Consider the following 26,348-nt stretch of genomic DNA (forward strand, 5'->3'; position numbering starts at 1 on the left):
ATGACCGATAGGCATTTGTCGGTAGTCACCAGCGATGCGGATGAATTCGTTAATCTGGTTGATGTCGTCAAGATTTTCGGTGATACCGTTGCTGTCAAGTCAGTCAATCTGACGGTACGGCGCAACGAAATTTTTGCCCTGCTGGGCAGTTCGGGTTGCGGCAAGTCAACCCTGCTGCGCATGCTGGCCGGTTTTGAAGCGCCAACCTCGGGCAAAATCCTGCTGGATGGTATGGATCTGACCGGCGTGGCACCGTATAAACGCCCGGTCAACATGATGTTCCAATCCTACGCGCTGTTTCCGCATATGACCGTCGAGTCCAACGTGGCTTACGGGTTGAAGCAGGAAGGCGTTGATCGTCAGGAGATTCACGATCGCGTATTTGCAGCGCTGGATCTGGTGCAAATGGCGGGCTATGCGCGCCGCAAGCCGTCGCAGCTGTCGGGCGGGCAGCAGCAGCGTGTGGCGCTGGCGCGCAGTCTGGTCAAGCGTCCCAAGCTGTTGCTGCTTGACGAGCCCATGTCGGCGCTGGACAAGCAGATCCGCCAGAAAACGCAGATTGAACTGGTACGTATTCTGGATCAGGTGGGTGTAACTTGTGTCATGGTGACGCATGACCAGGAAGAAGCCATGACCATGGCCAGCCGCATTGCGGTCATGACCGAAGGGCAGATTGTGCAGACCGGGACGCCGCAGGAAGTCTATATGTTTCCGAATTCCCGCTTTGTTGCCGGGTTTATCGGATCCACCAACATCTTCACCGGCACGATCGTGGTTGATGAACCTGATCATATCGTGATTGAAAGTGATGAGCTGATGCGTCCGCTGTTTGTTAACCACGGGGTGAGCGAACCGCTGGGTATGGAGGTGTTCGTGTCGATTCGTCCCGAACAGATCCGTGTGCTGATTGACCAGCCGGATGATGAAACCAATATTGGTCACGGCATGGTCACCCATGTGGCCTGGATGGGCAGTTACACGCTCTATCAGATCCGCCTGGATTCCGGGAAAATCATTGAAGCCAGTGTGCCAGGTATTGAGCTGGCGCAGGAAAATGCACCGGGTATCGACGATGAGGTCTTTGTTACCTGGGGGCCTGACAGCGCAACGGTGCTGCCGTCATGAAGCCCCTGCGTTCGCTGCGCAACTATCGCCCCGATCAGCGCGCGTGGGCTATTTTGCCGCCTTATATCTGGCTGGTGCTCTGCTTGCTGGTGCCGTTTTTCATTGTCCTGAAAATCAGCTTTTCAGAATCCACCTTTGGTATTCCGCCTTATAGTCCGCTGGTACAGATCGAGGATGAGGTACTGACGCTGTCCCTGCATTTTGAGGGCTATCTGCTGCTTTTGACCGATCCGCTCTTTATCGGCGCCTATCTCAAATCGCTGAAAATGGCTTCGGTCACCACCATCTGGTGTGTGCTTATCGGCTATCCGATGGCCTACTATATCGCCAAGGCAGCGCCACGCCAGCGGAACCTGCTGCTACTGGCCGTGATCCTGCCGTTCTGGACCTCGCTGCTGTTGCGGGTTTATGCCTGGGTCGGTATTTTGCGTAATGAAGGCCTGCTGAACCAGTTTCTGATGTGGACCGGGATCACCTCGGCACCCATTGAGATTTATCGTACTGATCTGGCCGTGTATATCGGTCTGGTTTATACCTATCTGCCATTTTTCATCCTGCCGCTGTACACCAACCTGGTCAAAATGGACCGGCGACTGTTGCATGCCGCTTATGACCTTGGCGCGCGTCCGTGGAAAGCGTTTGTCACCATTACGCTGCCGCTGTCTATTCCGGGCGTGATCGCCGGTGCCATGCTGGTGTTCATCCCGACGGTGGGTGAATATGTCATTCCTGAACTGCTGGGCGGTACCAATACCTACATGATGGGTCGCCTGATGTGGGATCAATACTTTACCGATACCAACTGGCCGGTAGCGGCGGCCGTGGCCGTAACCATGACGCTTTTCCTGCTTATTCCACTTGTGATATTTCAGTACAGTCAGGCCAGAGCCCTGAAAGGACGCGACGCATGAAACAGGAAAATATCTGGCTCAAGTGGCTGTTGCTGGGGGCAGGCCTGCTGTTTCTGTATATTCCCATCATCAGCCTGATTGTCTTTTCATTTAATGATTCGGCGCTGGCTGCCAGTTGGTCGGGCTTTTCGCTGCGCTGGTACCACAGCCTGATGCAGGACAGCGCATTGCTAAGCGCAGCCTGGCTGTCACTGCGGATTGCCTTTCTGACGGCGACCGCTGCCGTCATTATCGGCACCTGGGCCGGCTACGTGCTGGCGCGCAAAGGCCCATTCCGGGGATTCGGTCTGTATATCGGGATGTTGAATGCACCGCTGGTTATTCCGGATGTCATTCTGGGTATTTCACTGCTGTTGATGATTATCGAAATCCGAAACATCACCGGCTTTCCCGAAAGCAATGGCATTTTCACGATCTGGCTGGGTCATGTCACGCTGTGCGTGGCGTATGTGTCTGTGGTCATCCAGTCGCGCGTCCGCGAGCTGGACCGTTCGCTGGAAGAGGCCGCGCTGGATCTGGGGGCGCCTCCGTTGCGGGTGTTTTTCACCATTACCCTGCCGCTGATTGCGCCTGCATTGGTATCGGCCTGGCTGCTGGCCTTTACATTGTCCCTGGATGACGTGGTTATTGCGTCTTTCCTGAACGGGCCGGGCTATACTACCTTACCGATTGAGGTTTTTTCGCGTGTCCGACTCGGCATCAAGCCGGAAGTCAACGCGCTGGCAACGTTGATGATCCTGCTGGTCGGGACCTTCGTGATTGTTGCCAATTATTTTCAGGGACGCACCAAACAATGAGTGTCATACGCCAATACGGGCTGAAACGTTGCAGCACCTGCGTGAAAGCGCGCAAGTGGCTGGAAGGGCAGGGCCAGCAGGTTGAATTTACCGATTATCGCGATGAGCCGGCAGACAGTGCGCTGCTGCAGGCCTGGGCTGCCGCTGCAGGCGGCGCGCAATTGATGATCAACCGCAATTCACAAACCTGGCGTGGTTTGCCCGAGGATCGCAAAACACCGGCTAATGAACAGCAGTGGCTGGCGCTGGCCGCAGAGTTTCCCTCACTGATCAAACGCCCGGTCACCATGTTTGCTGACGGCACGACCACATTCGGATTTGCCGAAAGCACCTTTGCTACTCACCTCTCGTAACAGGTACGATCATGGAATTGAAGTCACAGGAACAATTGAAGCGTGAGGTTGCACAGGCTGCTGTCGCGTATATCCGGCCATTTTTTGGTGCCGATGCCGTGATTGGCGTAGGTACCGGTTCAACGGCCGATCTTTTCATTGATGAGCTGGCAAAACACAAAGCTGAATTTGCCGGTGCCGTTGCCAGTTCAGAGCGCAGCGCAGCGCGTTTACGCGAGCACGGCGTGCGCGTGCTGGATCTGGATGAAACCGACAGGCCGCTGCCGGTCTATGTAGATGGCGCTGATGAAATCAACCCCTTGCTGCAAATGGTCAAGGGCGGAGGTGGCGCACATACGCGCGAAAAAATCGTGGCCGCCGCGTCTGAAAGGTTCGTCTGCATCGTGGACGAAACCAAATGCGTGGATCTGCTGGGGCGCTTTGCCATTCCCCTGGAGGTCATTCCCATGGCCGTGCCCATTGTGATGCGCAAAGTCGCCGCACTGGGCGCCATTGCAACGTTACGCGCTGGCTTTACGACAGACAACGGCAATCCTATACTGGATGTGGCCGGCATGCAGCTGGCTGACGCCCGCGAAATGGAAACCACGATGAATGCCATTGCGGGCGTGGTTACGTGTGGTCTTTTTGCGCTTGAACCGGCAACAGTGGTCATGGTTGCCAGGCAGGAGGGTGTAGACATACGCGAGCGCTGATGTCATATTCCTGTCACTGAACGGTCTTAAACTTCTCTCATCTTTCTTATAGCAGGCATCGCCATGGCACAACATACCAACACCCGCTTTGATGCGGAACTTGAAGATATCCGCTCTCGTTTTTTACGCATGGGCGGTCTTGTAGAGGCAATGATTGAAGACAGCATGCTGATTCTGTCCGAAGGCAATCTGTCTGTGCTCGACCGGGTGCTTGAGCGGGAAAAGGAAGTCAATCGCCTGGAAATGGAAATAGATTATTCAATCACTCAGGTACTTGCCCTGCAGCAACCTACGGCAGTGGATTTGCGCCTGGTTATCTCTGTTTCCAAAATGCTGACCGATATGGAACGGTCCGGCGATGAGGCTGAAAAAATTGCCAAAATGGCACGTCGTCTGTACGACAGTCCAACCCGCTACGAACCCATTGTCGACATGACCCATTTTGGTGAAGCAGTTCAGAAAATGCTCAATCGCAGCTTGGACTCATTTGCCCGTAAAGACGCCATTCTGGCCGCTGAAGTGGTGCGCAGCGACAAGAAGGTCGACAAGGAATGGAAAGGCATACTGCGTGAATTGAGCAGCTACATGATTGAAGATCCGCGTACGATCACTGCAAGTATGGATCTGATCTTCATCGCCCGTGCGCTGGAGCGCATCGGTGACCATGCAAAAAATATGGCGGAACGCGTTATTTATCTGGTGCAGGGTGAAGATGCCCGTCACACCAGCGTCAAGAAAGTGGAATCCATGGCGCGTGGCGACGACGAAGGCGCTGACGCCGCGGCGCCTGCTGCTTCTGCCCCGGTATCGGACCAAAGCAATTGATTGTTTGCTTGTCAGTGATGTGACGATTGCACAGGCGGTACGTAACGAGACAGCAGTTCCTTATGTACCGTAAGCAATATCCGATACGCCAAATCCAATACGCATAGGCAATAAAAAAATAAAATGGCTCCGCATGAATGTGCGGAGTTTTTTTTACCATGAAAAAACCGGACTCGGGTCCGGTTAATGTGCTGTTATCGTACGCTCGTTATTGCGTATGCGATAAGCAGCGCGCTATCACATGTGTGATGGAATTAGCGATGCATCAGGCTGAAGGCGGTACGTAACCCTGAGCTTCCACGTCCACATCGTCAAACAGAAAACTTTCCATTTGTTGCTGCAGGTATTTACGGGCTCGGGCATCCGCCAGGTTCAGGCGGTTTTCATTAACAATACGCGTCTGAATGTCGGTCCACTGTTGCCAGGCTTCTTTCGATACTGAGCGCCAGATTTTGGCACCCAATTCTCCAGGATAGGGAGGATAGTCCAGACCTTCGGCCTCTTTTTTCAGTTTGATACATTGAATCATTCGGGCCATGGCAATTCTCGCTTAAAGTTTTTTGATAAAGATATGACTGTTGCGACTACGATTGTAGTTCATTTGCTTTTCCTGGGGCAAATCGCTGATCGTACCCTGTACGAAGCCGCGTTTGATGAACCAGTGCGAGGTGCGTGTGGTGAGTACAAACAGCTTTTTCATGCCCATGGCGCGGGCGCGCGCTTCAGTGTGACGCAACAGCATTTCGCCTTCGCCTGAACCCTGCCATTCGGGATTAACGATAAGGCAGGCCATTTCCGCCATCTGGTCTGCGGGAAACGGGTTGAGCGAAACACAGCCGTAAATGACGCCGTCGTGCTCCAGGACAGTGAAGCGCTCAACATCGCGTTCAATCACATGGCGGCCACGCGGCACCAGTGTGCCATCGGCCTCCAGCGGCTCAATCAATTGCACGATCGCACCAATATCGTCAATCGTGGCACCGCGCAAATCGTCCAGTGTATCTTCAACCACCATGGTGCCCACGCCATCGTGGGTGAAGTATTCCAGCAAAATACTGCCGTCCAGTTCGTAGGGAATCAGGTGGGCACGTGCCACACCGCGCTTGACGGCCTTGGCGGCATGCGACAGATAGCTGCGCGTATCTGCGTCCAGCGTACCTTCGCGAATCATGGCCTCGGCATCTTCGCGTGCAATTTCCGTGATAATCTGGCCGTCACTGTCACGCAACATGCGATTTTGCGTCAGGAAAATCAGTTTTTCGGCCCGTAGCGCCACCGCCGTACTGGTGGCAATGTCTTCCATCGCCAGATTGAACGCTTCGCCGGTAGGTGAAAAGCCAATGGGCGACAGCAGGACCACGCCACCGTGCGACAAGACTTTTTTCATGGCATCCAGATCGAATTTGCGCACTTTGCCGGTATGGCGAAAATCGATGCCGTCGATCACACCAACGGGCTGAGCCGTGACAAAGTTGCCTGAAATGATATGAATCTGGGCGTTGGACATGGGCGTGTTGGGCAGCCCCTGGCTGAAGGCGGCCTCGATATCCAGCCGGATTTCACCGGCCGCTTCCTTGGCGCACTCCAGAGCTTCGGCAGAGGTGGGCTCCGGCTCCCGGCCAAACTGGAAGGAAAAGCCTTTCAGGCGCAATTGTTCGTTAACCTGGGGCAGACAGCCGTGAACCAGTACAATGTGCACCCCCAGTGAGGTAAGCAGGGACAGGTCCTGAATCAAGGCATTGAGTGCGCCGGCCTGAATCAGATCGCCGCCAAACCCAACTACAAATGTCTTATTGCGCAGGGTATGCACATACGGAGCGACATCGCGAAACCATCGCACAAATTGTGCGGGAACAAATTCAGGTGCATCCTGGGCAGAATAGGTTTCGGGGTCGGGGGCAATGGTCACGGTGGTATGAATTCCTTGAATTGAAGTGAAATACCGCTATCTGATGGATAGGCAGCCTGCCAAAATTATAATGTTGGCTGAATGAACAGATTGAAATTGTATGAAAAAAAAGGAGATAGGGCCGCTGATACGGCAAAGAAACCACAGAAAGCGCGCGACAATACGCCAGCGCGTCCTGTGCCTGCGCCACGCGAGATCCCTCCCATCACCTATCCGGAATCGTTGCCTGTCAGTGAGCGCAGACATGAAATTGCGCAGGCGCTGCAGGAAAATCAGGTCATTATCGTTAGCGGCGAAACCGGTTCCGGTAAAACCACGCAATTGCCCAAGATCTGTCTTGAGGCCGGGCGCGGTCGTACGCGCCTGATCGGCCACACCCAGCCCAGACGGCTGGCTGCCACCTCGGTTGCCCGCCGTATTGCCGAAGAGCTCAATACGCCACTGGGCGAGCTGGTTGGGTACCAAATCCGTTTCAATGAGCGTACGGGTCCGAATGCGGCCATCAAGTTGATGACAGATGGGATTTTACTGTCCGAATCGCAAAAGGACCCGTTGCTGCGCAAGTACGATACGATCATTATCGACGAAGCGCACGAACGCAGTCTGAATATTGACTTTCTGCTTGGCTTTCTGCGTGTGCTGCTGACGCGCAGGCGCGATCTCAAGCTGATTATTACCTCTGCCACCATCGATGCCGACCGTTTTGCACGACATTTTGCCGACGCCAGTGGCAAGCCTGCGCCGGTGATTGAAGTGTCGGGCCGGCTGTTTCCCGTTGAAGTACGCTACCGGCCGGTGCGCTTTCTGGATGACGACGACGAAGCTAAGCCCACGCGGTCTGCGGGTAATGAGGCACGGCGCCTGGATCGCGATGGCGAGAAAGAACTGGTTGACGGCATTGTGGCGGCGGTCGATGAGTGCGCTGCTCATGGCGCCGGCGATATTCTGATCTTTCTGCCGGGCGAGCGCGAAATCCGCGAGGCGGCCGAAGCACTGCGCAAGCACCACCCGCCCAGCACCCAGATCCTGCCTTTGTTTGCCCGGATGTCGCAGCAGGAGCAGGAACGCATTTTTCGTCCCGATACCAATCAGCGCCGGGTGATTCTGGCCACCAACGTTGCCGAAACCTCGCTGACGGTCCCGGGTATTCGTTTTGTGGTCGATAGCGGGCTGGCTCGCGTCAAGCGCTATTCGTGGCGCAACAAGGTTGAGCAACTGCAGATCGAACCCATCAGCCAGGCCTCTGCCAACCAGCGCGCCGGGCGTTGCGGACGGGTTGGCCCGGGCGTCTGTATCCGTCTGTACGACGAAGAGGGCTTTGCACAGCGCGCGAAATTTACCGATCCGGAAATTCTGCGTTCATCCCTTGCCTCGGTTATCCTGCGTATGAAAGCGCTGCGCATGAGCGATATTGAGTCGTTTCCGTTTGTTGACCGGCCTGCCGGCAAGGCGGTGGCCGATGGCTATAACCAGTTGCAGGAGCTGGGTGCCCTGGATGAGCAGAATGCACTCACGGCTATCGGCAAAACGCTTTCATTGTTACCACTGGATCCGCGTATTGCACGCATGATTCTGGCGGCGAACGATCAGCATTGCCTGCATGAAATCCTCATCATCGCCTCGGCCTTGTCTATCCAAGACCCGCGCGAGCGTCCCTTTAATGCCCGCGAAGCCAGCGAGCAGGCTCATGTGCGTTTTCGTGACGATAAGTCCGAATTCATGTCCTATCTGAAATTATGGAACTGGTATGAAGAGGCGGTGCGACACAAGGGTTCGCAGCGCAAACTGATTACCCAGTTGCGCGGTGAGTTTCTCTCGCCCTTGCGCTTGCGGGAATGGCACGATGTGCACACGCAATTGCTGCAACTGGTGCGCGAACAGGGCTGGCGTGTGAATACCACCGAAGCGACGTTCGAACAGGTGCATCGCGCATTGCTGACCGGTCTGCTGGGCAACATCGGCGTCAAAAGCGAAGAGAGTGCCCAGTACCAGGGCGCGCGCGATATCCGTTTCGTGGTGCATCCGGGCTCGGCGCTGATCAAGAAAAGTGGCAAATGGATCGTCGCAGCCGAACTGGTAGAAACCACGAGGCTGTTTGCGCGGTGCATCGCCAATGTGGACCCGCGCTGGATCGAGGCTACCGGTGCCCATCTGCTGAAGAAACACTGGTCCGACCCATCCTTTAATGCCAGCCGCGGACAGGTACTGGCCAATGAGCGTGCCACGCTTTATGGCCTGATGGTCTACAGCGGCCGCAAAGTCAATTACGGGCGTATCGCGCCGGCAGAGGCGCGCGAGATTTTTATCCGCGAGGCGCTGGTTGACGGACAGATAACGGCAACGCTGCCGTTTATCGTTCATAACGCCAAGGTCATACGCGAGATTGAAAAAATGGAGCATCAGGCCAGACGGCCCGATATCCTGATTGATGATGAGCTGATCTTTGCCTTTTACGATAAACAGATTCCTGCTGATGTATGTCAGACGCAGACGCTGGTGAACTGGTACGGCAAGCTTGATCAGCCGGCTGCCCGCCAATTGCTGCTGAACCGCGAAGATCTCATGCGCCACGAGGCCTCCGGCATTACCTCGGATGTGTTCCCCAAGCGCACCGAGTGGGAGGGCATGTCACTGGCCCTGTCCTACCATTTCGAACCCGGTTCTCCAAAGGACGGGGTAACGGCAACCATACCCGTGTTTCTGCTCAATCAGGTTGATCCGGTACAAAGCGAATGGCTGGTGCCGGGCATGCTTAAGGAAAAAGTGCTGCATCTGCTCAAATCGCTGCCCCAGAAATTGCGGCGTCACTGTGTGCCGTTGCCAGACTATGCCCAGGGCTTTTTTGAACGCTGGTTTGATAAAGCCGCCAATCCGGACCGCTCGCTGCTGGTGGCGCTGGCCGATGACATTCGTGATGAGCTGACGATTCGGGTAGCGACCAGCGACTTCAAGCCGGAAACGCTGCCGCCGCACCTGTTTATGAACTTCCGGGTGGTCGATGAACATGGCCGCATGCTCTCTGCAGGTCGCAACCTGAGCCAGCTGAAGGCGGAGCATGCACCGGCGGCGCAGGCCTCGTTTCAGTCCATGGTCAGTCGCGATAAATCGGTCGCACAGGTGGTCAGCCAGGATGATATCGTGCAGTGGAATTTCGGCCGATTGCCCGAGATTATGGAAATTCGCAAGAAGAATGACGTATTCATCGGTTATCCGGCGCTGGTGGACCTGGGTGAAAGCTGCACCATCGATGTGTTTGACGATCCGGAGAGTGCCGCCGGCAAGCACCGGCAGGGGCTGCTGCGCCTGTTCCGGATTGCCATGAAAGATCAGTTGAAGCAACTGGCCAAATCCATTCCGGAACTCACGCGCATGGGCATGCTGGCCGTTTCGCTGATGAATCAGGAGAACCTGCGCGAGCAGATTGTAGCGGCGGCGCTGGGCCAGGCGTGTCTGGCTGAACCGTTGCCGACCGATGCAGAGCAGTTCGAAGCGCGTCGTCAGGATGCCAAAGGCCGGATCGGTCTGCTGATTCAGGAAGAATCCCGGCTGGCGCTCACCACGCTGACTGAATGGGCGGCACTGCAAAAGAAACTGGTTTCAGTGCGTTCGGTTAAACCGTTACACGACGATATCGTGGCGGGCGCCGGTGCTTTCATGACGGCGCACTTTCTGACCGACCACCCGCATAGTCGGCGTACTCATTATCCACGGTATCTGAAAGCGGCGTCGGCACGGATTGACAAATACCGTAGCGACCCCGCGCGTGATGCGCGCCTGATGCAGGAAATGGCCCCGCTGGTGGTCAACTACCAGCGTATGCGCAGCGCACTCAAGGGACAGGCCGATGCGCGCCTGGACGACTTTTTCTGGATGCTTCAGGAGCTGCGCGTAGCGCTGTTTGCGCAGGAGTTGCGCACCCCTGTGCCGGTGTCGGTAAGGCGTTTGCAAAAAAGCTGGGAAAGCCTTAATCGTTGATACAATAGCATATGACTTCAGTAGACGCTTCCCCCTCATTTGTCCATTTGCGCACCCACTCGGAATTTTCCGTGGTGGACGGGACTGCGCGCATCGGCGAGCTGGTGGCCGCCGCGGCCGCCTATTCGCAGCCGGCCATTGCGCTCACCGATTTATCCAACCTGTTTGGCCTGATCAAGTTCTACAAGGCGGCCCGCTCCAAGGGGATCAAGCCCATCGCCGGATGCGATGTGTGGCTGACCAATGAACAGGATCGCGACAAGCCGTTTCGCGTGCTGTTGCTGGTACAGAACCGCGAAGGGTATCTGGCGTTGTGTGAGTTGCTTGCGCGTGCCTGGACGGCCAACCAGTATAAGGGCAGGGCGGAGTTGCAGCGCGAATGGCTGCAGAACCAGCCCGGGCTTATCCTGCTGTCCGGCGGCATGGCCGGTGATGTCGGCCAGGCCCTGCTGGCCGGGCGGACAGAGCAGGCCGAGGCGCTGGCGCGTCGCTGGGCCCAGTGGTTTCCGCGCTCCTATTTTATTGAATTGCAACGTACCGGTCCGCAAGCCGATGAGCGCTATGTACAACTGGCAATGCAACTGGCGGCGCGGCTGAATCTGCCGGTGGTGGCGACCCACCCGGTACAGTTCACCCGGCCCGACGACTTTCGGATGCACGAGGCGCGTGTTTGTATTGCCGAGGGCGAATTGCTGGGCAGTAAAACGCGCACACGCCGTTTTTCCGAAGATCAGTATGTGCTCAGCTCCGAACAAATGGCGGAAAAATTTGCTGATGTGCCATCGGCCATTGCCAATACGGTGGAAATCGCCCGGCGCTGTTCGCTCACCTTGTCGCTGGGCAAGCCGCATTTGCCCGATTTTCCCACGCCCGATAACAGCTCGCTTGACGATTATCTGGTCAAACTGTCTGAAGAAGGCCTGGAAGTACGATTAGCGCAACTTTACCCCGACGAACAAGAGCGGGAAAAGGCACGCCCCGCATATCAGGATCGACTCAAGCTGGAATGCAAGACCATCATCGGCATGGGCTTTCCGGGCTACTTTCTGATCGTGGCCGACTTCATCAACTGGGGCAAGAATAATGGCGTGCCTGTCGGACCCGGCCGTGGCTCAGGCGCTGGCTCCCTGGTTGCTTTCGCTCTCGGGATCACCGATCTTGATCCCCTGCGCTACGACTTGCTGTTCGAACGGTTTCTGAATCCTGAACGGGTATCCATGCCCGACTTCGATATTGACTTTTGCCAGGATAACCGCGAGAAGGTGATTGAATACGTCAAGGAAAAATACGGGCGCAACGCGGTCAGCCAGATCGCTACGTTTGGTACCCTTGGCGCCAAGGCCGTGGTGCGCGACGTGGGACGGGTGCTGGAATTGCCTTATTCCCTCTGCGACGGTTTGTCCAAACTGATCCCGTTCAACCCGGCCAATCCCTGGAGCCTGGCCAAAACGCTGGAAGAGGAGCCGGAGTTTCGCCGCCGCTACGATAATGACGAAGAGGTCAAGGCCATTGTCGATCTGGCGCGGCCGCTGGAGGGGCTCACGCGTAACATCGGCATGCATGCCGGAGGCGTACTGATTGCCCCGGGCAAACTCACCGATTTCTGTCCCTTGTATTGCCAGCCTGGCAGTGAAACCAGTGTGGTGTCGCAATATGACAAGGACGATGTAGAGGCGGCCGGCCTGGTCAAGTTCGACTTTCTGGGTCTGCGCAACCTGACCATTCTGGACTGGGCCGTGCGTTATGTGCGGCGCTTTAATCCGGCCATGGCCGATTTTGACATCATGTCGCTGCCGCTGGACGATCCCGGTGCCTACCGCACGCTGTGCGAAGGCAACACCACTGCGGTGTTCCAGCTGGAGGGCCGCGGCATGAAAGAGCTGCTCAAAAAGCTGCTGCCCAATACGTTTGAAGATATTATCGCCGTGCTCGCCCTGTATCGCCCCGGTCCGCTGGAATCGGGCATGGTGGATGACTTTGTCAACCGCAAGCACGGGCGCGCCGAGGTCGATTATTTCCATCCCTCACTGGAGTCTACGCTGCGCAGTACCTACGGCGTGATCGTCTACCAGGAACAGGTGATGCTGATTTCCCAGATTGTCGGTGGCTACAGTCTGGGCGGCGCCGACCTGCTGCGTCGCGCCATGGGTAAGAAAAAGCCCGAGGAAATGGCCAAGCACCGCGAGCTGTTCGAAAAAGGCGCGGTGGAAAAAGGTTACGACGGCGACCTGGCTGTGCGTCTGTTTGACCTGATGGAAAAATTCGCCGGCTATGGTTTCAACAAAAGTCACTCGGCCGCCTACGCGCTTATTTCCTACCAGACGGCCTGGCTCAAGGCGCATCATCCTGCCGAATTTATTGCTGCCACCATGTCTTCGGATATGGACGATACCGACAAGGTCCAGGTTTTCTGGCGCGATGCGCTGGACAACGGCGTTGCGGTTCTGCCGCCCGACGTTAACGCGTCGGTCTACCGCTTTGAGCCGGTAGAGGACGAGGCCATGCGCGCGGGCAAACCGCCGCGTACGATTCGCTTCGGTTTGGGTGCCGTCAAGGGTACCGGTCAGGGCGCGGTCGAGGAAATTTTGCGCGCCCGTGAGGCTGGCGGACCGTTTCTGGACCTTTACGATTTTTGCAAGCGTGTGAATCGTCACACCGTTAACCGGCGCACCATGGAGGCATTGATTCGTGCCGGTGCATTTGATGAACTCGAACGCAATCGTGCGGCATTGCTGGCCGCGTTAAGCCATGCCATTGATGCCGCCGACCAGGCCGATCGCAGTGCCGATCAGGTGTCGCTGTTTGGCGATGACTCCGGCGCGATTGTGCAGGATCAGGTTGCCCGTGTGCAACCGTGGAATCTGCACACCGAATTGATCGAAGAAAAGAATGCGCTCGGCTTTTATTTCAGTCATCATCTGTTTGATGTCTGGCGCGATGAGGTGCGTCGTTTCGCGCCCACGCGACTGGCGGGCATCAACGAATCACGCGATGCGCAATGGGTCGCTGGCGTGCTGATTGGTCAGCGCTTTTTTGCCAGCAACCGCAAGACGCCAGGCCAGCCCGAGGCCGATGACCGCTTGTATTTCCTGCTGCTGGATGATGGTTCGGCGCAGGTGGAAATTATGTGTCCCGGCAGTGTATATGAACAGAATCGTCATATTCTGAAAAGTGACAGTCTGGTCATCGCCCGTATCAAGGCCAAAACCAACCGCTTCAATGGCGGCCTGCGCATCAGTGCAGACAGCCTGTATGATTTGCAAAAGGCGCGCGAAGAGCGGGCGCGCTGTCTGCAGATTGAAGTTGCCGATGGCATGTCAGTCAGTATGCTCAAGTCGCTGCTCAATCCGTACCGTGCCGAGCCCGAAAATGGTATTCCCGGTGTACGGGTGCAACTGAGTTACGTATCGACCCGTCAGGGTTACAAATGTGATATTGAACTGGGCGAGGAATGGCGCGTGCGCATGGCTGACAGCCTGTTCGAACGACTGCGCGAACATCAACAGTCCGGCGCGGTGGAGGTAAGCTATTCGTGAATACATCTGCCACGTCACCTGTTACCCGGGAAGAGCCGCAAGCGGTGCCTGACGCAGCGGTTGAACAAACCACCAGGCCGTTACGCATCGTACACTCCGAAGCGGCGGTTTCCTTTGGCGGGCAGGAGCACCGTATCTTCAAGGAAATGCGCGCCATGCGCAAGCGCGGGCATCATATGGAGCTGATCTGCCGGCCCGAAGCGCAGCTGGTTGCACGGATGCGTGATGAGGGATTTGTCGTGCATACGGTTACCATGGGCGGGATCATTAATTTTGTGAAAGGGGTGGCGGCGATTCGCCGCATCCTGAAGCAAGGGCGGTTCGATGTACTGAATACGCACAGCCGCAAGGATACGCTGATCGCAGCGCTGGCCGGACGTCTTGCCGGTACGCCGCTGATCGTCCGTACCCGGCATCTGGCGATTCCCATTGGCTCGCTGCTATCGTATACCTGGTTGCCGCACAAGGTGGCAACGGTGAGCAATCATGTGCGGCAAATGGTGCTGGATAAGGGTGTGGCGCCGGAAAAAGTCGCCACCATCTATTCTCCGGTCGAGCCACCTGCACCGGTCGCACAGTCTACGCTGCGCACGGAACTGGGACTGAGCAGTTCAGCCATTGTGGTTATTTGCGTGGCGGTCATGCGTGAGAAAAAAGGCCATATCTTTCTTATCGACAGCATGAAGGCTCTGTTTGAACGCTACCCCGATCTGCACCTGGTGCTGGTAGGGGCCGGTTCGCCCACGTTTGAAAAAGTACAGAAGCATATCGCCGACAGCGACTTGCAGCAGCGCGTCCATCTGATGGGGTATCGCAAGGACGTACCCAATCTGCTGGCTGGCAGCGACATCTTCGCTCTGGCTACCGAACAGGAGGCCTCCGGCACCGTTTACGTAGAAGCGCAAATGAGTGGTTTACCGGTGGTCGGGACGGATGTGGGCGGTGTTTCCGAGATGCTCAGAAATGGTGAAACCGGTATTCTGGTTCCGCTGCACGATGCTGCCGCGCTTACCCAGGCGCTGGACCGGCTGATTCAAAATCCCTCGCTGCGCACACAGATGAGCCAGGCCGCGCACAAATGGCTATATGATGAAGCGGTGTTTTCACCGGAGATGCTGGCCATCAATACCGAAGCCGCCTATTGCAAATGGCTGGATGAAAAATCATGACAGATATCGCAAAAAATGTCCCGGTGCTCATGTACCATCATGTGCACCCGCTTAAAAGCCCCCTCAATGTACAGCCGGATGTGTTTGAACGCCAGCTGGCTGCCTTAAAGGGCGCAGGCTATCGTTCCCTTACCATCGAGCAGTTTGCCGATTATATGAATGGCAAGCCGGTACCCGATAAATCTGTGCTCATTACGTTCGATGATGGCTATCTGAACAACTACACCTACGCCTGGCCGTTACTTAAAAAATACGGTATGACAGGTGTGTTGTTTGTTGTTACCGGCTGGGTAGGCGAGGGTGAACCGCGCCCCACCACGGCCAGTGCCAATCCTGCGGATCTGCCGGCCGCTTACGTGCATGAAGAGTCCAAGCATCTGGTGGCATCGGGAGAAACCGACAAAGTCATTCTGCGCTGGTCCGAGCTGCAGGAGATGGACGCCAGCGGCGTCATGCAGATTCATTCGCATACCCACACGCATACCCGCTGGGACAAGGTGGCAGCCAGTCGCGAGGAGAAAATAGAAAAAATCAGTGAAGAGCTGGCGCTGTGCCGTGGCCTGATTGCACGGCGGCTTAACAAGCAGGATGATTTTATCTGCTGGCCCCAGGGTTTTTTCGACGACGACTACAAGCAGGCCGCCAGAGAGCAGGGCTATCGCTATTTTTTCACCACCGATGCCTATGGCTTTAACAAGCCGCATGGTGATCCGCAAAATATCTATCGCATCGCCGTATCCAATCGCAGTGGCAAATGGCTGCTGAATCGGCTGTTCTATGCCAGAGATACACTGGCAGGGCGTTTATACGGTAAATTCAAGAAGTGGAAAAAGATGCGTCGCGAGGCCAGAAAGCGGGCCGCCGAAGCCCGTGCATAGCAGAATATTACTGGACTGATCTGGACGTTTCTGTTTAACGGGAAAGCCGGTACTGAAGAAAAAGCGAAGCTAACTGACCGGAGAGGGCGAACGTGTCATATTTGATCATGAGTGATCACGTCCGCCCGCTGTTAATAATTATTGATATTTATCCAGTTTCGTTTCCGGACCGGTCTTGGCGATTTCCTGAGCCTTATCGTAGCTTTCCATGAGACATTTATACTCAGGACATACATGCTCAGCAAGAATCTGTGCAAAACGGGATCCTTCTGGCCGGTTCCAGGTGCGCATCAATTCAGCCACGATGGCGAACGTGTCCGTAGGAATGGCACCCGCCTGGGCAACGCGTGCGATGGTCGTATCTGTCGCCAATTTACTCCAGTTGCCTGACGCGTCAACCACACAATACACCTTGTAGCCTTCCTGGATCGCGCTAACCGCGGGAAATGCCATGCAGACGCTGGTCAGCGTACCTGCGATAATCAGGGTTTTACGCCCGGTCTTTTCCACTTCTTGTACAAACAGGGGATTGTCCCAAGTGTTGATCTGACCGGTACGGGGAACATACACGGCATGGGGTGCGTGCGTATGAATTTCCGGGATGAGCGGACCGTTAGGGCCGTCGGGTACTGATGCAGTTGTAATCACGGGAATATTCAAAAGCGTCGCAGTCTTCGCAATTGCCGTCACGTACTGTCGCAAATCCGGAATAGGCACATCTCTTACTGTGTTAAATAGGCCACTTTGGTGGTCAATGAGTAAAATAACGGAGTCATCGGGATCAAGCATACCGTTTGTAGCAGACATGTGCAGCTCCTAAAGAGGGATTGAGATGTAAAACGCGTCTGCAACCGTGCTGCTTGCAGACGTGTTTGACTATAGCCCCTGTCTTTCAACCCAACAAGTAGTTACCACAGTGATACTGGCATAGCCACACGATAGATTTTCAAGGAAAAAATGACAATAAAAGCTTCGAAAGCAGCCGCAAGCTGCCCGGTAGAAACGACGTTGAAAGTAATCGGCGGCCGCTGGAAAGTGCTGATAATCCAGTTCTTGCTTGAACAGCCGAGACGATTTGGAGAATTATCACGCTGCCTCGGATCGGTTTCTGCCCGATCGCTATCAAAGCAATTGCGCGAACTGGAAGAAGACGGCCTGATTGTCAGAACGGATTTTGAAGAAAAGTCTCCAAAGGTTGAATACTCGGTGTCTGAGCTGGGTAAGGAGGCAGAACCTATTTTGCTGGCAATGGCGGTGTTGGGTGAGGCACTTGAAAGTAGAGCGGAAAAATCAAGCCGGACGTCTAAAAAGAAATGAACTCGCGGGCGCTTTCAATTTACCGTCATATTCAGTATTCCGTGGGTTTGGCAGTATGATTTATCTTGCCAGTCGCTAGGTTTTGGCATCACTGGCTACTGAAGCGGGTGGCGTATTGAGCTAAGGTATCTATTTCATCACTTACAGCCAGCCGCGCATCCAATACACCAGCACGCCCACATATTCCTTGAGAATCGAGCGGCTGCCCGCCAGGGCTCGCTCGCTGGGGATGAACAGCGAAAACTGTTCATCTTCGGGTATGGTGATTTGTGCGGGATTCGGCGCCGCAGTCACGTTCAGATTATATTTGCTGAACGAAGCCATGGAGCGGGGCATATGCAGGGCAGAAGTCACCAGTAAAATGGAATGAATCTGGTGATCCTGCAATTGCTGTACGGTAAGGGCGGCGTTTTCATGCGTGGTGCGGCTCTCATTTTCCAGAATAATATCTTCAGCAGGGACCCCCAGCGTTTTTAACCGGGCCGCCATGCCGCGCGCTTCACTTACGTCGCCCGATAATGCGCCGCCCGACACCAGAATCCGTGGCGCCTTGTGCTGAAAATAAAGGTCGGCTGCCGTGTCTACGCGGGCGATCTTGGAATCGGGCTCCAGCGGTTCAAACCAGTTAATGCGATTATTGGCCGTGGCGCCACCGAGTACGACGATGGCCTGCGCTACCGGATATTGGGCGGCGGGCCGATGCGGGTAGCTGTTTTCCAGAATACCGCCAAATACAATGGAGGTAATCGGTAGTGACCAGACCAGCACCCACAGGATACCGGCAAAGATAAGCGTCAGTCCGCTGCGCCGGTAGCGGATCAGACACAGCACGAACCCGATTACCATCAGGGCAATACACAGGTTCAGGGGGACAACAAGATTGATCAGAGAGCTGAACATGTTTCTATTCGTTCCGCAATAATTGATTAACTGTGTTCAGCACATCGGCCACGGATGGCCACTGCCCATATGTGCCCAACAGGTGCGCACGGGGCGTCCACGGACGGGTACGAGTGGGGTTGGTAACCCCGATCAGGGTGAGCTGAGGCGTTTCGGTCAGCGCTGCCAGATGGGCGACGCCAGAATCATTGCAGATGACCAGGCTGCACTGGCGCAGTAAGGCGACGAAGGCGGTCAGGTCCAATGCGGCAAGCAGGGTCGCAGTGGGTGCGTTGGCCTGGGCCTGGGCCACTTCATTGGGTGGCGGCGACATGACAACAGTATACCCCTGTGCCTGTAATTGTCGGGTCAGCTTGTCAAAGTAAGGCCAAACCTTGTTTTTGCCTTTATGTTCACCGGTTGCTGTCGGTGCGATCAGGATGGGTGCATTCGTGACCCCCGCAGCAGCCAGGGCTGCCTGGGCGGCTGCGATGGCGTTTGTGCCTGAGGGTAAGGACAGGCTGTTGGCCGGCTCTGCGGGCAGCGTGACGTCCCAGCGGGCAAATGCTTCGCGGGTAAGCCAATACCAGGACTGCACGGCATGCAGCGTTTGTGCTGGTTTGGTAAAGCCCCACCTGAGCAGCAGCGAGCGGCCATCGTCCCGGTACCCGGCGCATGGCAGTCCTGCCAGCCGAAAGGCCAGCGCGCTGGTGAGCGAATCGGGCAGCAGCAGCCCGACGCTGCGCCCGGCGCAGGGGTGTTCGCTGCGATGCGCTTTGATGCGTTGACGATCCTGGCGCCACTGGCCGCTGAGCGCCAGAAACTGCAGCCCGGGCAGCTCCCCCATTAAGGCCTGAGCCCATGGCTTGCCGCAGGCCACGATGGTCAGGCCGCTGGCCAGCGCGGCCTCGATGGCCGGCCTGGACATGCAAACGTCGCCGATCCAGTTTGGCAGCCGGATGTAAACACGTTCTAGATTTTTCATGCTGGGGATTTTAGCGTGATTTTAATCCTGACGCGGCAAACTTCTCCCCGTGAACCTGCCGATCGCACACGCAAGTGCGGCCTAAACCGGTAAAATCCCCGGGATGAATAGTAAGCAAATGACAGTATAAGGTACCCAGATTGGATAATTCTTTCAAAAGCGGTAGCCGCAAAACCGTATTTCGACGTATTTACTTAAGAGTCGGCGACTACTGGCAGGCCCTGGCAGCAGCGTTGGTGCTGGTGTCGGTGGCTGCCGTCACGCAGCCTGCGCTGGCTTACATCATGAAACCCCTGCTGGACGAGGGTTTCAATGGTGCCAAACCGCATTATATCTGGTCGATCCCCCTCACCGTCGTGGGCCTGTTTCTGGTCCGCGGCGTCCTGAACTTTCTGAGTGACTACCTGCTGGCCTGGATTGCCAACAATATGCTGATGGGTATACGCAAGGATATGTTTGAAAAATTGCTGGGTATGCCCGACGGTGAGTTCCAGAAAGGCGACACTGGCAGGCTGATGAATCGCTTCACGATCGATGCCGGCAATATTACAGACTATGCGACCGAAGTCTGTATCATCCTGGTACGTGATGGTGCAGTGGTGATCGCGCTGTTGGCCATGTTGCTGTATTTGTCCTGGCAACTGACGCTGATTATCTTCATCATCATGCCCATTTCCGTGATCACCACCAGAATATTCATCAAGCGGCTGCGTCGCATCAATATGAAGACGGTGGACATCAATGCCGAACTCACCCGGGTGGTCAAAGAGTCCATCGAAGGTCAGCGCGTTGTCAAACTGTTTAACGGCTACGAATTCGAACGCTCACGCTTCCAGTCCGTCAATAATGGCTTGCGTCGGTTTGCCATGCGTTCGGCCATTGCCAGCGCTGCCATGACGCCCATCACGCAGCTGAGTATCGCGTTTGCCGTGGGCATTGTGATTGCCACCGCGCTGTATCAGGGCAGCACCGGCGCCCTCACTGTCGGCTCCTTTGCGGCATTTTTGACGGCGCTTGCGCAAATTTTTGACCCCGTCAAACGCCTGACCAATGTCGCGGCGCGCATGCAGAAAATGCTGGTGGCGGCCGACAGCGTGTTTACGCTGATCGATAGTCCCCAGGAAAACGACACCGGCAAAAAGGTGCTGGATTCCGACAAACTGGGCAACATCTCGTTTGCGAACGTCAATTTTCGCTTCCCCGATGCCGGCAGCGACACCCTGAACGACATTTCCTTTACTGTTAAGCGCGGGGAAACCATTGCGTTCGTCGGTCGTTCCGGCAGCGGTAAAACCACCTTGGTCAATATGATCCCGCGCTTTGTCGATCCGATCAGCGGGCAGATTACGATAGATGGTACCAATATTGCCGATTTCACACTGGAGAGCCTGCGCTCGCAATTGTCGCTGGTGAGCCAGAGTGTCGTGCTGTTCGAGGGCACCATGGCTCAGAACGTCGCTTACGGCTTTTTCGGCGATACCAGTGAAGAGCGGATTCGTGAAGCTCTGGCTTCGGCCAACCTGCTGGATTATGTCAATTCGCTGCCACAGGGGCTGGACACGCCTATCGGCGAGAATGGTGCCTGGCTATCGGGCGGGCAGCGGCAGCGTCTGGCTATTGCACGTGCCCTGATCAAGAATGCGCCTATCCTGATTCTTGACGAAGCCACCTCGGCGCTGGATAACGAGTCCGAAAGGCAGGTTCAGGCCTCTCTGGAGACCTTGATGAAAGGACGTACCACCTTTGTGATTGCCCATCGACTTTCCACTGTGCAGAATGCGGATCGCATTCTCGTGCTGGACCGGGGGCATATCGTTGAGCAGGGAAATCATACCGAGCTCTTGAAAAATGACGGATTGTACGCATCTTTGTATAACATGCAGTTTCGTGAAGGTTGATGGTGCTTGAACTGACCATGCAATCCTGCGTATCATACTGATTCCACTACCTATATTTGTATTTGAGATAAATTATGACCCAATCCTCTCCCGGCCAGGGTGCTTTCTGGGGATATGAACATCCCGAGGTGAAAGGGCCCAATGCATTGATGTTTTTTACCTGGGATCTGTCCAAAACCATCGAACAGGCATTCAAGGATGCAAACGATGACAACATCAACGATTTTCTGGACACAGCCCAGACGTCAATTGATGCTTTGTTGCAAAAATATATTGAAATAGAGGCAGATCCTGCCACGTTTGACGGCCAGAGTATCCGCCTGCGCTTTGAACAGGGTGAAGAAAGCAATACACCGCTGATTGCCCTGGAAACCTCGCCACATCTTGAAGATCGGATCATCAAGATGCAGGCCCGGGTGCAACCCGGTCATAGCTGATCGGGCCTGACGGGTCCTGATCAGATCAGGACGATATCGTACATTTCCTGGGAGTACCGGCTATCCACTTCAAGGGTAACCGGTTTGCCGACAAAATCTCCCAGCGTGGCCAGATACTGGCTCTCTTCCTCAAGAAACAAATCAATCACTCCCTGGGAGGCAATCAGTCTGAACTCCCGGGGATTGAATTGTCTGGCTTCCCTTAGAATTTCCCGCAGAATGTTGTAGCACATGGTTTGCGAGGTCTGGATCTGACCGCGTGCGTCGCAGGTCGGGCAGGGCTCGCATAGCAGGTGTGAGAGTGAGTCGCGGGTGCGCTTGCGGGTCATTTCCACCAGTCCGAGCGCTGAAAAACCGTTAGTGGTGGTTTTGGTGCGGTCACGGCTCAGGGCTTTCTGCAATTCGGCCAGGACCGCGTCCTGATGGTCTTTATTATCCATATCGATGAAGTCGATAATGATAATGCCGCCCAGGTTGCGAATGCGCAGCTGGCGTGCAATGGCGTGCGCCGCTTCCAGATTGGTCTTGAAAATAGTGTCGTGAAAGTTGCGGCCGCCGATAAAGCCGCCGGTGTTGACATCGATACTGGTCAGCGCTTCGGTCTGATCAATGATCAGATAGCCGCCCGACTTCAGATCGACCCGGCGCGACAGTGCTGACTTGATCTCTTCGTCTACATTGGCCGTGTCAAAGAGGGGGCGCTCGCCGTGATAGTGATTGATTTTATTGGAAATGCCGGGCGTGTAAATATCGGCCCAGGTCTGCAGCGTTTGTACGGTGATGCGTGAGTCGATTTCAATGGATTCGGTATCGGGGCTCACCATGTCCCGCAATACCCGCTGCGCCAGAGTCAGATCTTCATAAAGCAGGGAAGGGGCAGCCTGTGTCATGACCGCCGCCTGTATCATGGACCAGCGGCGGGCCAGATATTCCTGATCACGCGCGATTTCATCGTCGGTTGCGCCTTCTGCCTGGGTGCGAATAATATAGCCGCCTTTCTCGTTGGCCGGCATATGAGCGATGACCCGTTCCTTCAGGCTGTTGCGTTCTTCTTCCGATTCGATTTTCTGCGAAATGCCAACATGATTGTCATAGGGTAAATACACCAGCATGCGACCCGCGATGCTGATCTGGTTAGACAGCCTGGCCCCCTTGTTGCCCAACGGGTCCTTGATCACCTGTACCAGTAGTGTCTGTCCTTCAAACAGCAGCTTTTCAATTTGCGTATAGGGAAGGCCGGTGTTGCGCACCGCACGGTTTTCGCGCAGGTCTGCAATATGGATGAAGGCCGCCCGTTCCAGCCCGATATCGACGAAGGCGCTTTGCATGCCGGGCAGTACCCGCACGACACGACCCAGATAAATATTGCCGACTTTGCCACGCTGTCGCGTGCGTTCAAGATGAATCTCCTGAACGACGCCGTGTTCTATCAGGGCAACGCGGGTTTCAAACGGGGTTACGTTGATCAGAATATGTCCACTCATATTATTTTCGTCTGCTACGGTTTCGTGGTTGGTGCTGTCAGCTTAGCATGAGATGTCTGCGCAAAGCGATGGCAGCACACAGGGGTGCATGATAAACAGTATCATAATGCATTGATCAGGTTCAAATTTCAGACAAGGACAAGTGTCGTGAGTGATAGCAATATAAAAAAGGGCAATGAGCAACTGGCGGAGCAGGCGACGCATCCGGATGACAGCGGTTATATTTCAATACGTATACGCGAGCGTATTCGCCAGGCGGGTGCCCGTTTTCATGCCAATGATAATATTGCCCGTTTTATCGAGCCTGGCGAGCTTGACCAGCTGCAACAGGAAGTGCAGGACAAAATGCAGGCGGTGCTCTCCAGTCTGGTTATCGACACCGATAGCGATCACAACACCAATGAAACCGCCAAACGTGTAGCGAAAATGTATTTGCGTGAAGTGTTCGCGGGCCGCTACACCGAAGCACCCCAGGTGACCGAGTTTCCCAATATCGAAAAGCTCAATGAGCTGATGATTGTCGGTCCCATACAGGTGCGCAGCGCATGCTCCCATCATTTATGTCCCATCATGGGTAAAGTGTGGATCGGCATCATGCCTAACGAACATTCCAATCTCATCGGCCTGTCAAAATATGCAAGACTGGTGGCCTGGCTGATGGAGCGTCCGCAAATTCAGGAGGAAGCCGTCAAGCACGTGGCGGATCTCTTAATGAAAAAAGTGAACCCGGACGGACTGGCAGTGGTCATGGATGCGGATCACTTCTGCATGCAATGGCGTGGCGTGCGGGATATGGAATCGCGCATGATCAACAGCGTGATGCGTGGTTCCTTTCTGAATGATTCCGATCTGCGCAAGGAATTTCTGTCCCTGATCCGGGCGCGGTAATTCTGCGCTTGCGTGTGCCCGTAAGCACAGGTGCGCGCAAGCTGCCCCTGCGTATGTGGTTATGCGTTGTGATTATGCGTGTATGCAGCGCCTGCTGGCAGTTCGGAACCTGATCGCCCTTAGTTTGTCTGACGCAACAGATAAGGGCGCGATTGCCATAAATTATTCAAATAATAATCGTTCTTATTTACATTAGTATTTCAAAGTACTACAGTACTACCTTTTGCTTTTGCTTAAGGGAAGTACCGAGATGATGTTCTATCGTTCAATATTAAGTCTGGCTGTGGCTGGCGTGTTTATGCCGGGTGCGGCACTGGCGGCAGCCGCCGATAGTGCGACAACGCTTGAACCGATAGTGGTCAGTGCTTCCGGATCATCGCAAAACGTGAGCGATGCACCTGCCAGTATCACCGTGATTGATAAGGAAGAGCTGGCGCATATGCCGGTTAACAACCTGACCGATGCCATCCGTGATATTCCTGGCGTGAGCGTCATCGGCAGCAATCCCAGTAAATCCGATATTTCCATCCGCGGGCTATCCGGCGACTATACCTTGTTGCTGGTCAACGGCCGGCGCCAGAATACCCGTGAATCGCGCCCCAATGGTAGCGGCGGATTCGAAGCCGGCTTTATGCCCCCCCTGGCGGCCATCGAACGTATTGAAGTGGTGCGCGGGCCGATGTCGTCGCTCTATGGTTCGGACGCCATGGGCGGTATTGTGAATGTGATTACCAAGGACTTTACCCCAGAATGGACGGGTAGCCTGTCGATGGGGGGTATCCTGCAAGAGAGCAGCGACGCTGGTAATACGGCCAATAGCAGTTTTTTCCTGTCCGGGCCGCTGGTGGACAACAAGTTAGGCGTACAGATCTACGGTGGCGGTAATTTCCGGCAGGAAGACAGCATCGTCGGTGGCTACAATCGTCATGAAGACAAAAATATCGTAGCGCGTTTTGCCTGGCTGCCGACCGATAACCAGCGTGTCATTCTGGAAGCCGGGCGGTCGGTACAAAAGCGCCGCAGCACACCGGGCGAATCTATCGCTGCCTATACTGCGCGCGGTACCTCGGTCAAGGCCAATACCCAGGATGACACCATCGGCAGCCGCAATCACTGGTCACTCACACATACAGGAGAATGGGACTTTATGAGTTCTGAACTGAGCCTGTATCAGGAAAAAGCCAAACGCGAAGTAAAGACTGATGGCGTGTATGACAGTCGTACACCGGAGATTACCCAGACGATTTTTGACGCCCGCTTCGTTGTGCCGTTCTCCGTACACAAGCTCACGTTTGGTGGGCAGTATCAGCGCGGCCAGCTTAAGGACGACAGCACAACCGGACTGAACAAAACGGTGCAGGGCAATATCAAAATGAACCAGTATGCACTGTTTGTCGAAGATGAAATTGCGCTGCGTGACAATCTGGCACTGACACTGGGTGCCCGAATGGATGATCATGAACTTTATGGTGTGCATTGGAGCCCGCGGGCTTACCTGGTATACCATCCGACTGACCGGTTTACCGTCAGGGGTGGGATTTCCAAAGGCTTTCGCACGCCAGGGCTGCGCGAACTGTCTCCTACTTATGGCACGGCAACTGAGGGTGGTCGCGGCATTATCTACGGTAACCCGGATCTGAAGCCGGAAACCAGCGTCAGCCAGGAAATGGGCTTCGAATATCGCGACCCTGCCGGCTATAGCGCTTCGGTCACGTTATTCAATACCGATTTTCGCAACAAGCTGACCAGTTACTCTACCGGCGAAACCGATTCGACCAGTGGCCTGAACCAGTATGTTTATGCTAACGTCGGCAAGGCCAATATCAAGGGGGTAGAGCTGTCCGCAGGGATACCGCTGGCAACCGGATTAAAGCTGGATCTGAATTACACTTATCTGGATTCAAAACGTAAGAGCGACGATGAAACCTATTCATCCGGTGAGTCCCTGAAAGGTCAGCCACTGGAAATGACGCCTAAACATAGCGCCAGTGCGAAGCTTTCCTGGCAGGCCAATGACAAACTGGATCTGTATGCGAAGGCAAGCTATACCGGTAAGCAGGCATGGGCTAATCAGCGCAATGGTTACGGCGGCACCGGTGGAACCCGGTATCGTAGTGGTTTCATCACAGGTGATGTGGGTGGTAATTACCAAATCAATAAGAACCTGGCCGTCGGCTTCGCGGTGCTGAATATTGGCAATCAGCGGATGTATGGGATCGACACGGCCGGCAACTGGGCGGTTGAGGATGGACGCCGTTATTGGCTCAACCTCAATATGACCTTCTAA

21 protein-coding genes are annotated in these 26,348 nt (G+C 55.2%); 15 read left to right on the forward strand and 6 right to left on the reverse strand.

The window, feature by feature from the left end:
• From MIM_RS07965 to phoU, 6 genes are all read left to right on the forward strand, one after another.
• Positions 1-1,125 carry an ABC transporter ATP-binding protein gene (locus MIM_RS07965; protein ID WP_025372232.1) on the forward strand — a complete coding sequence of 375 codons (1,125 nt, stop codon included), beginning with the start codon at positions 1-3 and terminating at the stop codon, positions 1,123-1,125.
• Between the two features lie 5 nt (positions 1,126-1,130).
• Positions 1,131-2,036, forward strand: coding sequence for an ABC transporter permease subunit (locus tag MIM_RS07970; RefSeq protein WP_025372233.1), 906 nt, complete (start codon positions 1,131-1,133; stop codon positions 2,034-2,036).
• Entirely contained in the window at positions 2,033-2,833 is an 801-nt protein-coding gene (locus MIM_RS07975; protein ID WP_025372234.1) for an ABC transporter permease subunit, read from the forward strand. The genes MIM_RS07970 and MIM_RS07975 overlap by 4 nt, the downstream gene beginning before the upstream one ends.
• Positions 2,830-3,186, forward strand: a complete 357-nt coding sequence (locus MIM_RS07980; RefSeq protein WP_025372235.1) for an ArsC/Spx/MgsR family protein — start codon at positions 2,830-2,832, stop codon at positions 3,184-3,186. Before MIM_RS07975 ends, MIM_RS07980 begins: the two co-directional genes overlap by 4 nt.
• Positions 3,187-3,203: 17 nt before the next feature.
• Positions 3,204-3,881, forward strand: a complete 678-nt coding sequence (gene rpiA, locus MIM_RS07985; RefSeq protein ID WP_025372236.1) for a ribose-5-phosphate isomerase RpiA — start codon at positions 3,204-3,206, stop codon at positions 3,879-3,881.
• Between the two features lie 63 nt (positions 3,882-3,944).
• Complete coding sequence (gene phoU / locus MIM_RS07990) at positions 3,945-4,706, forward strand: phosphate signaling complex protein PhoU (protein WP_025372237.1); 762 nt, start codon at positions 3,945-3,947, stop codon at positions 4,704-4,706.
• A gap of 265 nt (positions 4,707-4,971) precedes the next feature.
• Here the strand turns inward: phoU and MIM_RS07995 are convergent, their stop codons facing one another.
• Both MIM_RS07995 and argA read right to left on the reverse strand, forming a co-directional pair.
• Positions 4,972-5,244 (reverse strand): oxidative damage protection protein, encoded by a 273-nt coding sequence (locus tag MIM_RS07995; protein WP_025372238.1) that lies wholly within the window; start codon positions 5,242-5,244, stop codon positions 4,972-4,974.
• Between the two features lie 12 nt (positions 5,245-5,256).
• Positions 5,257-6,615 (reverse strand): amino-acid N-acetyltransferase, encoded by a 1,359-nt coding sequence (gene argA, locus MIM_RS08000; protein ID WP_042070095.1) that lies wholly within the window; start codon positions 6,613-6,615, stop codon positions 5,257-5,259.
• 81 nt (positions 6,616-6,696) lie between these two features.
• Between argA and hrpA the strand changes: the two genes are divergently transcribed.
• Genes hrpA through MIM_RS08020 form a run of 4 tightly spaced genes read left to right on the forward strand, consistent with a single transcriptional unit; the run spans position 6,697 to position 16,173 of the window.
• Positions 6,697-10,590: an ATP-dependent RNA helicase HrpA gene (gene hrpA, locus MIM_RS08005; protein ID WP_025372240.1), complete on the forward strand. Its 3,894-nt coding sequence runs from the start codon at positions 6,697-6,699 to the stop codon at positions 10,588-10,590.
• Between the two features lie 11 nt (positions 10,591-10,601).
• Positions 10,602-14,126: a DNA polymerase III subunit alpha gene (gene dnaE, locus MIM_RS08010; RefSeq protein ID WP_025372241.1), complete on the forward strand. Its 3,525-nt coding sequence runs from the start codon at positions 10,602-10,604 to the stop codon at positions 14,124-14,126.
• A 44-nt stretch (positions 14,127-14,170) separates the two neighbouring features.
• Complete coding sequence (locus MIM_RS08015; protein WP_042071125.1) at positions 14,171-15,295, forward strand: glycosyltransferase family 4 protein; 1,125 nt, start codon at positions 14,171-14,173, stop codon at positions 15,293-15,295.
• Positions 15,292-16,173, forward strand: coding sequence for a polysaccharide deacetylase family protein (locus MIM_RS08020; RefSeq protein WP_025372243.1), 882 nt, complete (start codon positions 15,292-15,294; stop codon positions 16,171-16,173). Before MIM_RS08015 ends, MIM_RS08020 begins: the two co-directional genes overlap by 4 nt.
• A gap of 138 nt (positions 16,174-16,311) precedes the next feature.
• Here MIM_RS08020 and MIM_RS08025 read toward each other — a convergent pair whose 3' ends face one another.
• Entirely contained in the window at positions 16,312-16,980 is a 669-nt protein-coding gene (locus MIM_RS08025) for an isochorismatase family protein (protein WP_025372244.1), read from the reverse strand.
• Positions 16,981-17,130: 150 nt separating this feature from the next.
• On the opposite strand from MIM_RS08025, the gene MIM_RS08030 reads away from it, so the two are divergent.
• On the forward strand, positions 17,131-17,490 hold the full coding sequence (locus MIM_RS08030) for a winged helix-turn-helix transcriptional regulator (RefSeq protein ID WP_042070097.1): 360 nt from the start codon (positions 17,131-17,133) through the stop codon (positions 17,488-17,490).
• A gap of 141 nt (positions 17,491-17,631) precedes the next feature.
• Here the strand turns inward: MIM_RS08030 and MIM_RS08035 are convergent, their stop codons facing one another.
• Together MIM_RS08035 and MIM_RS08040 are read right to left on the reverse strand one after the other, a co-directional pair.
• Complete coding sequence (locus tag MIM_RS08035) at positions 17,632-18,390, reverse strand: YdcF family protein (RefSeq protein ID WP_025372246.1); 759 nt, start codon at positions 18,388-18,390, stop codon at positions 17,632-17,634.
• A 4-nt stretch (positions 18,391-18,394) separates the two neighbouring features.
• Entirely contained in the window at positions 18,395-19,354 is a 960-nt protein-coding gene (locus MIM_RS08040) for a glycosyltransferase family 9 protein (protein ID WP_025372247.1), read from the reverse strand.
• A gap of 140 nt (positions 19,355-19,494) precedes the next feature.
• On the opposite strand from MIM_RS08040, the gene msbA reads away from it, so the two are divergent.
• Positions 19,495-21,252: a lipid A export permease/ATP-binding protein MsbA gene (gene msbA, locus MIM_RS08045; protein WP_025372248.1), complete on the forward strand. Its 1,758-nt coding sequence runs from the start codon at positions 19,495-19,497 to the stop codon at positions 21,250-21,252.
• Positions 21,253-21,326: 74 nt separating this feature from the next.
• Positions 21,327-21,689: a hypothetical protein gene (locus MIM_RS08050; protein WP_025372249.1), complete on the forward strand. Its 363-nt coding sequence runs from the start codon at positions 21,327-21,329 to the stop codon at positions 21,687-21,689.
• A 20-nt stretch (positions 21,690-21,709) separates the two neighbouring features.
• Here the strand turns inward: MIM_RS08050 and rng are convergent, their stop codons facing one another.
• On the reverse strand, positions 21,710-23,173 hold the full coding sequence (gene rng, locus MIM_RS08055; RefSeq protein ID WP_025372250.1) for a ribonuclease G: 1,464 nt from the start codon (positions 23,171-23,173) through the stop codon (positions 21,710-21,712).
• Positions 23,174-23,356: 183 nt separating this feature from the next.
• Between rng and folE the strand changes: the two genes are divergently transcribed.
• Positions 23,357-24,061, forward strand: coding sequence for a GTP cyclohydrolase I (gene folE, locus MIM_RS08060; protein WP_144084736.1), 705 nt, complete (start codon positions 23,357-23,359; stop codon positions 24,059-24,061).
• Positions 24,062-24,311: 250 nt separating this feature from the next.
• Complete coding sequence (locus MIM_RS08065) at positions 24,312-26,348, forward strand: TonB-dependent receptor domain-containing protein (protein WP_084458942.1); 2,037 nt, start codon at positions 24,312-24,314, stop codon at positions 26,346-26,348.

Source organism: Advenella mimigardefordensis DPN7 (assembly GCF_000521505.1).
In the GTDB taxonomy this organism is placed as follows: Bacteria; Pseudomonadota; Gammaproteobacteria; order Burkholderiales; family Burkholderiaceae_B; genus Advenella; species Advenella mimigardefordensis.

What these genes read in the sequence shown, in the direction of transcription:
- MIM_RS07965 (WP_025372232.1), top strand. Translation starts at nt 1, where the DNA reads ATGACCGATAGGCATTTGTCGGTAGTCACCAGCGATGCGGATGAATTC.
- MIM_RS07975 (WP_025372234.1), top strand. Translation starts at nt 2,033, where the DNA reads ATGAAACAGGAAAATATCTGGCTCAAGTGGCTGTTGCTGGGGGCAGGC.
- MIM_RS07980 (WP_025372235.1), top strand. Translation starts at nt 2,830, where the DNA reads ATGAGTGTCATACGCCAATACGGGCTGAAACGTTGCAGCACCTGCGTG.
- phoU (WP_025372237.1), top strand. Translation starts at nt 3,945, where the DNA reads ATGGCACAACATACCAACACCCGCTTTGATGCGGAACTTGAAGATATC.
- MIM_RS07995 (WP_025372238.1), bottom strand. Translation starts at nt 5,244, where the DNA reads ATGGCCCGAATGATTCAATGTATCAAACTGAAAAAAGAGGCCGAAGGT.
- hrpA (WP_025372240.1), top strand. Translation starts at nt 6,697, where the DNA reads ATGAACAGATTGAAATTGTATGAAAAAAAAGGAGATAGGGCCGCTGAT.
- dnaE (WP_025372241.1), top strand. Translation starts at nt 10,602, where the DNA reads ATGACTTCAGTAGACGCTTCCCCCTCATTTGTCCATTTGCGCACCCAC.
- MIM_RS08020 (WP_025372243.1), top strand. Translation starts at nt 15,292, where the DNA reads ATGACAGATATCGCAAAAAATGTCCCGGTGCTCATGTACCATCATGTG.
- MIM_RS08025 (WP_025372244.1), bottom strand. Translation starts at nt 16,980, where the DNA reads ATGTCTGCTACAAACGGTATGCTTGATCCCGATGACTCCGTTATTTTA.
- MIM_RS08030 (WP_042070097.1), top strand. Translation starts at nt 17,131, where the DNA reads ATGACAATAAAAGCTTCGAAAGCAGCCGCAAGCTGCCCGGTAGAAACG.
- MIM_RS08035 (WP_025372246.1), bottom strand. Translation starts at nt 18,390, where the DNA reads ATGTTCAGCTCTCTGATCAATCTTGTTGTCCCCCTGAACCTGTGTATT.
- MIM_RS08040 (WP_025372247.1), bottom strand. Translation starts at nt 19,354, where the DNA reads ATGAAAAATCTAGAACGTGTTTACATCCGGCTGCCAAACTGGATCGGC.
- MIM_RS08050 (WP_025372249.1), top strand. Translation starts at nt 21,327, where the DNA reads ATGACCCAATCCTCTCCCGGCCAGGGTGCTTTCTGGGGATATGAACAT.
- rng (WP_025372250.1), bottom strand. Translation starts at nt 23,173, where the DNA reads ATGAGTGGACATATTCTGATCAACGTAACCCCGTTTGAAACCCGCGTT.
- MIM_RS08065 (WP_084458942.1), top strand. Translation starts at nt 24,312, where the DNA reads ATGATGTTCTATCGTTCAATATTAAGTCTGGCTGTGGCTGGCGTGTTT.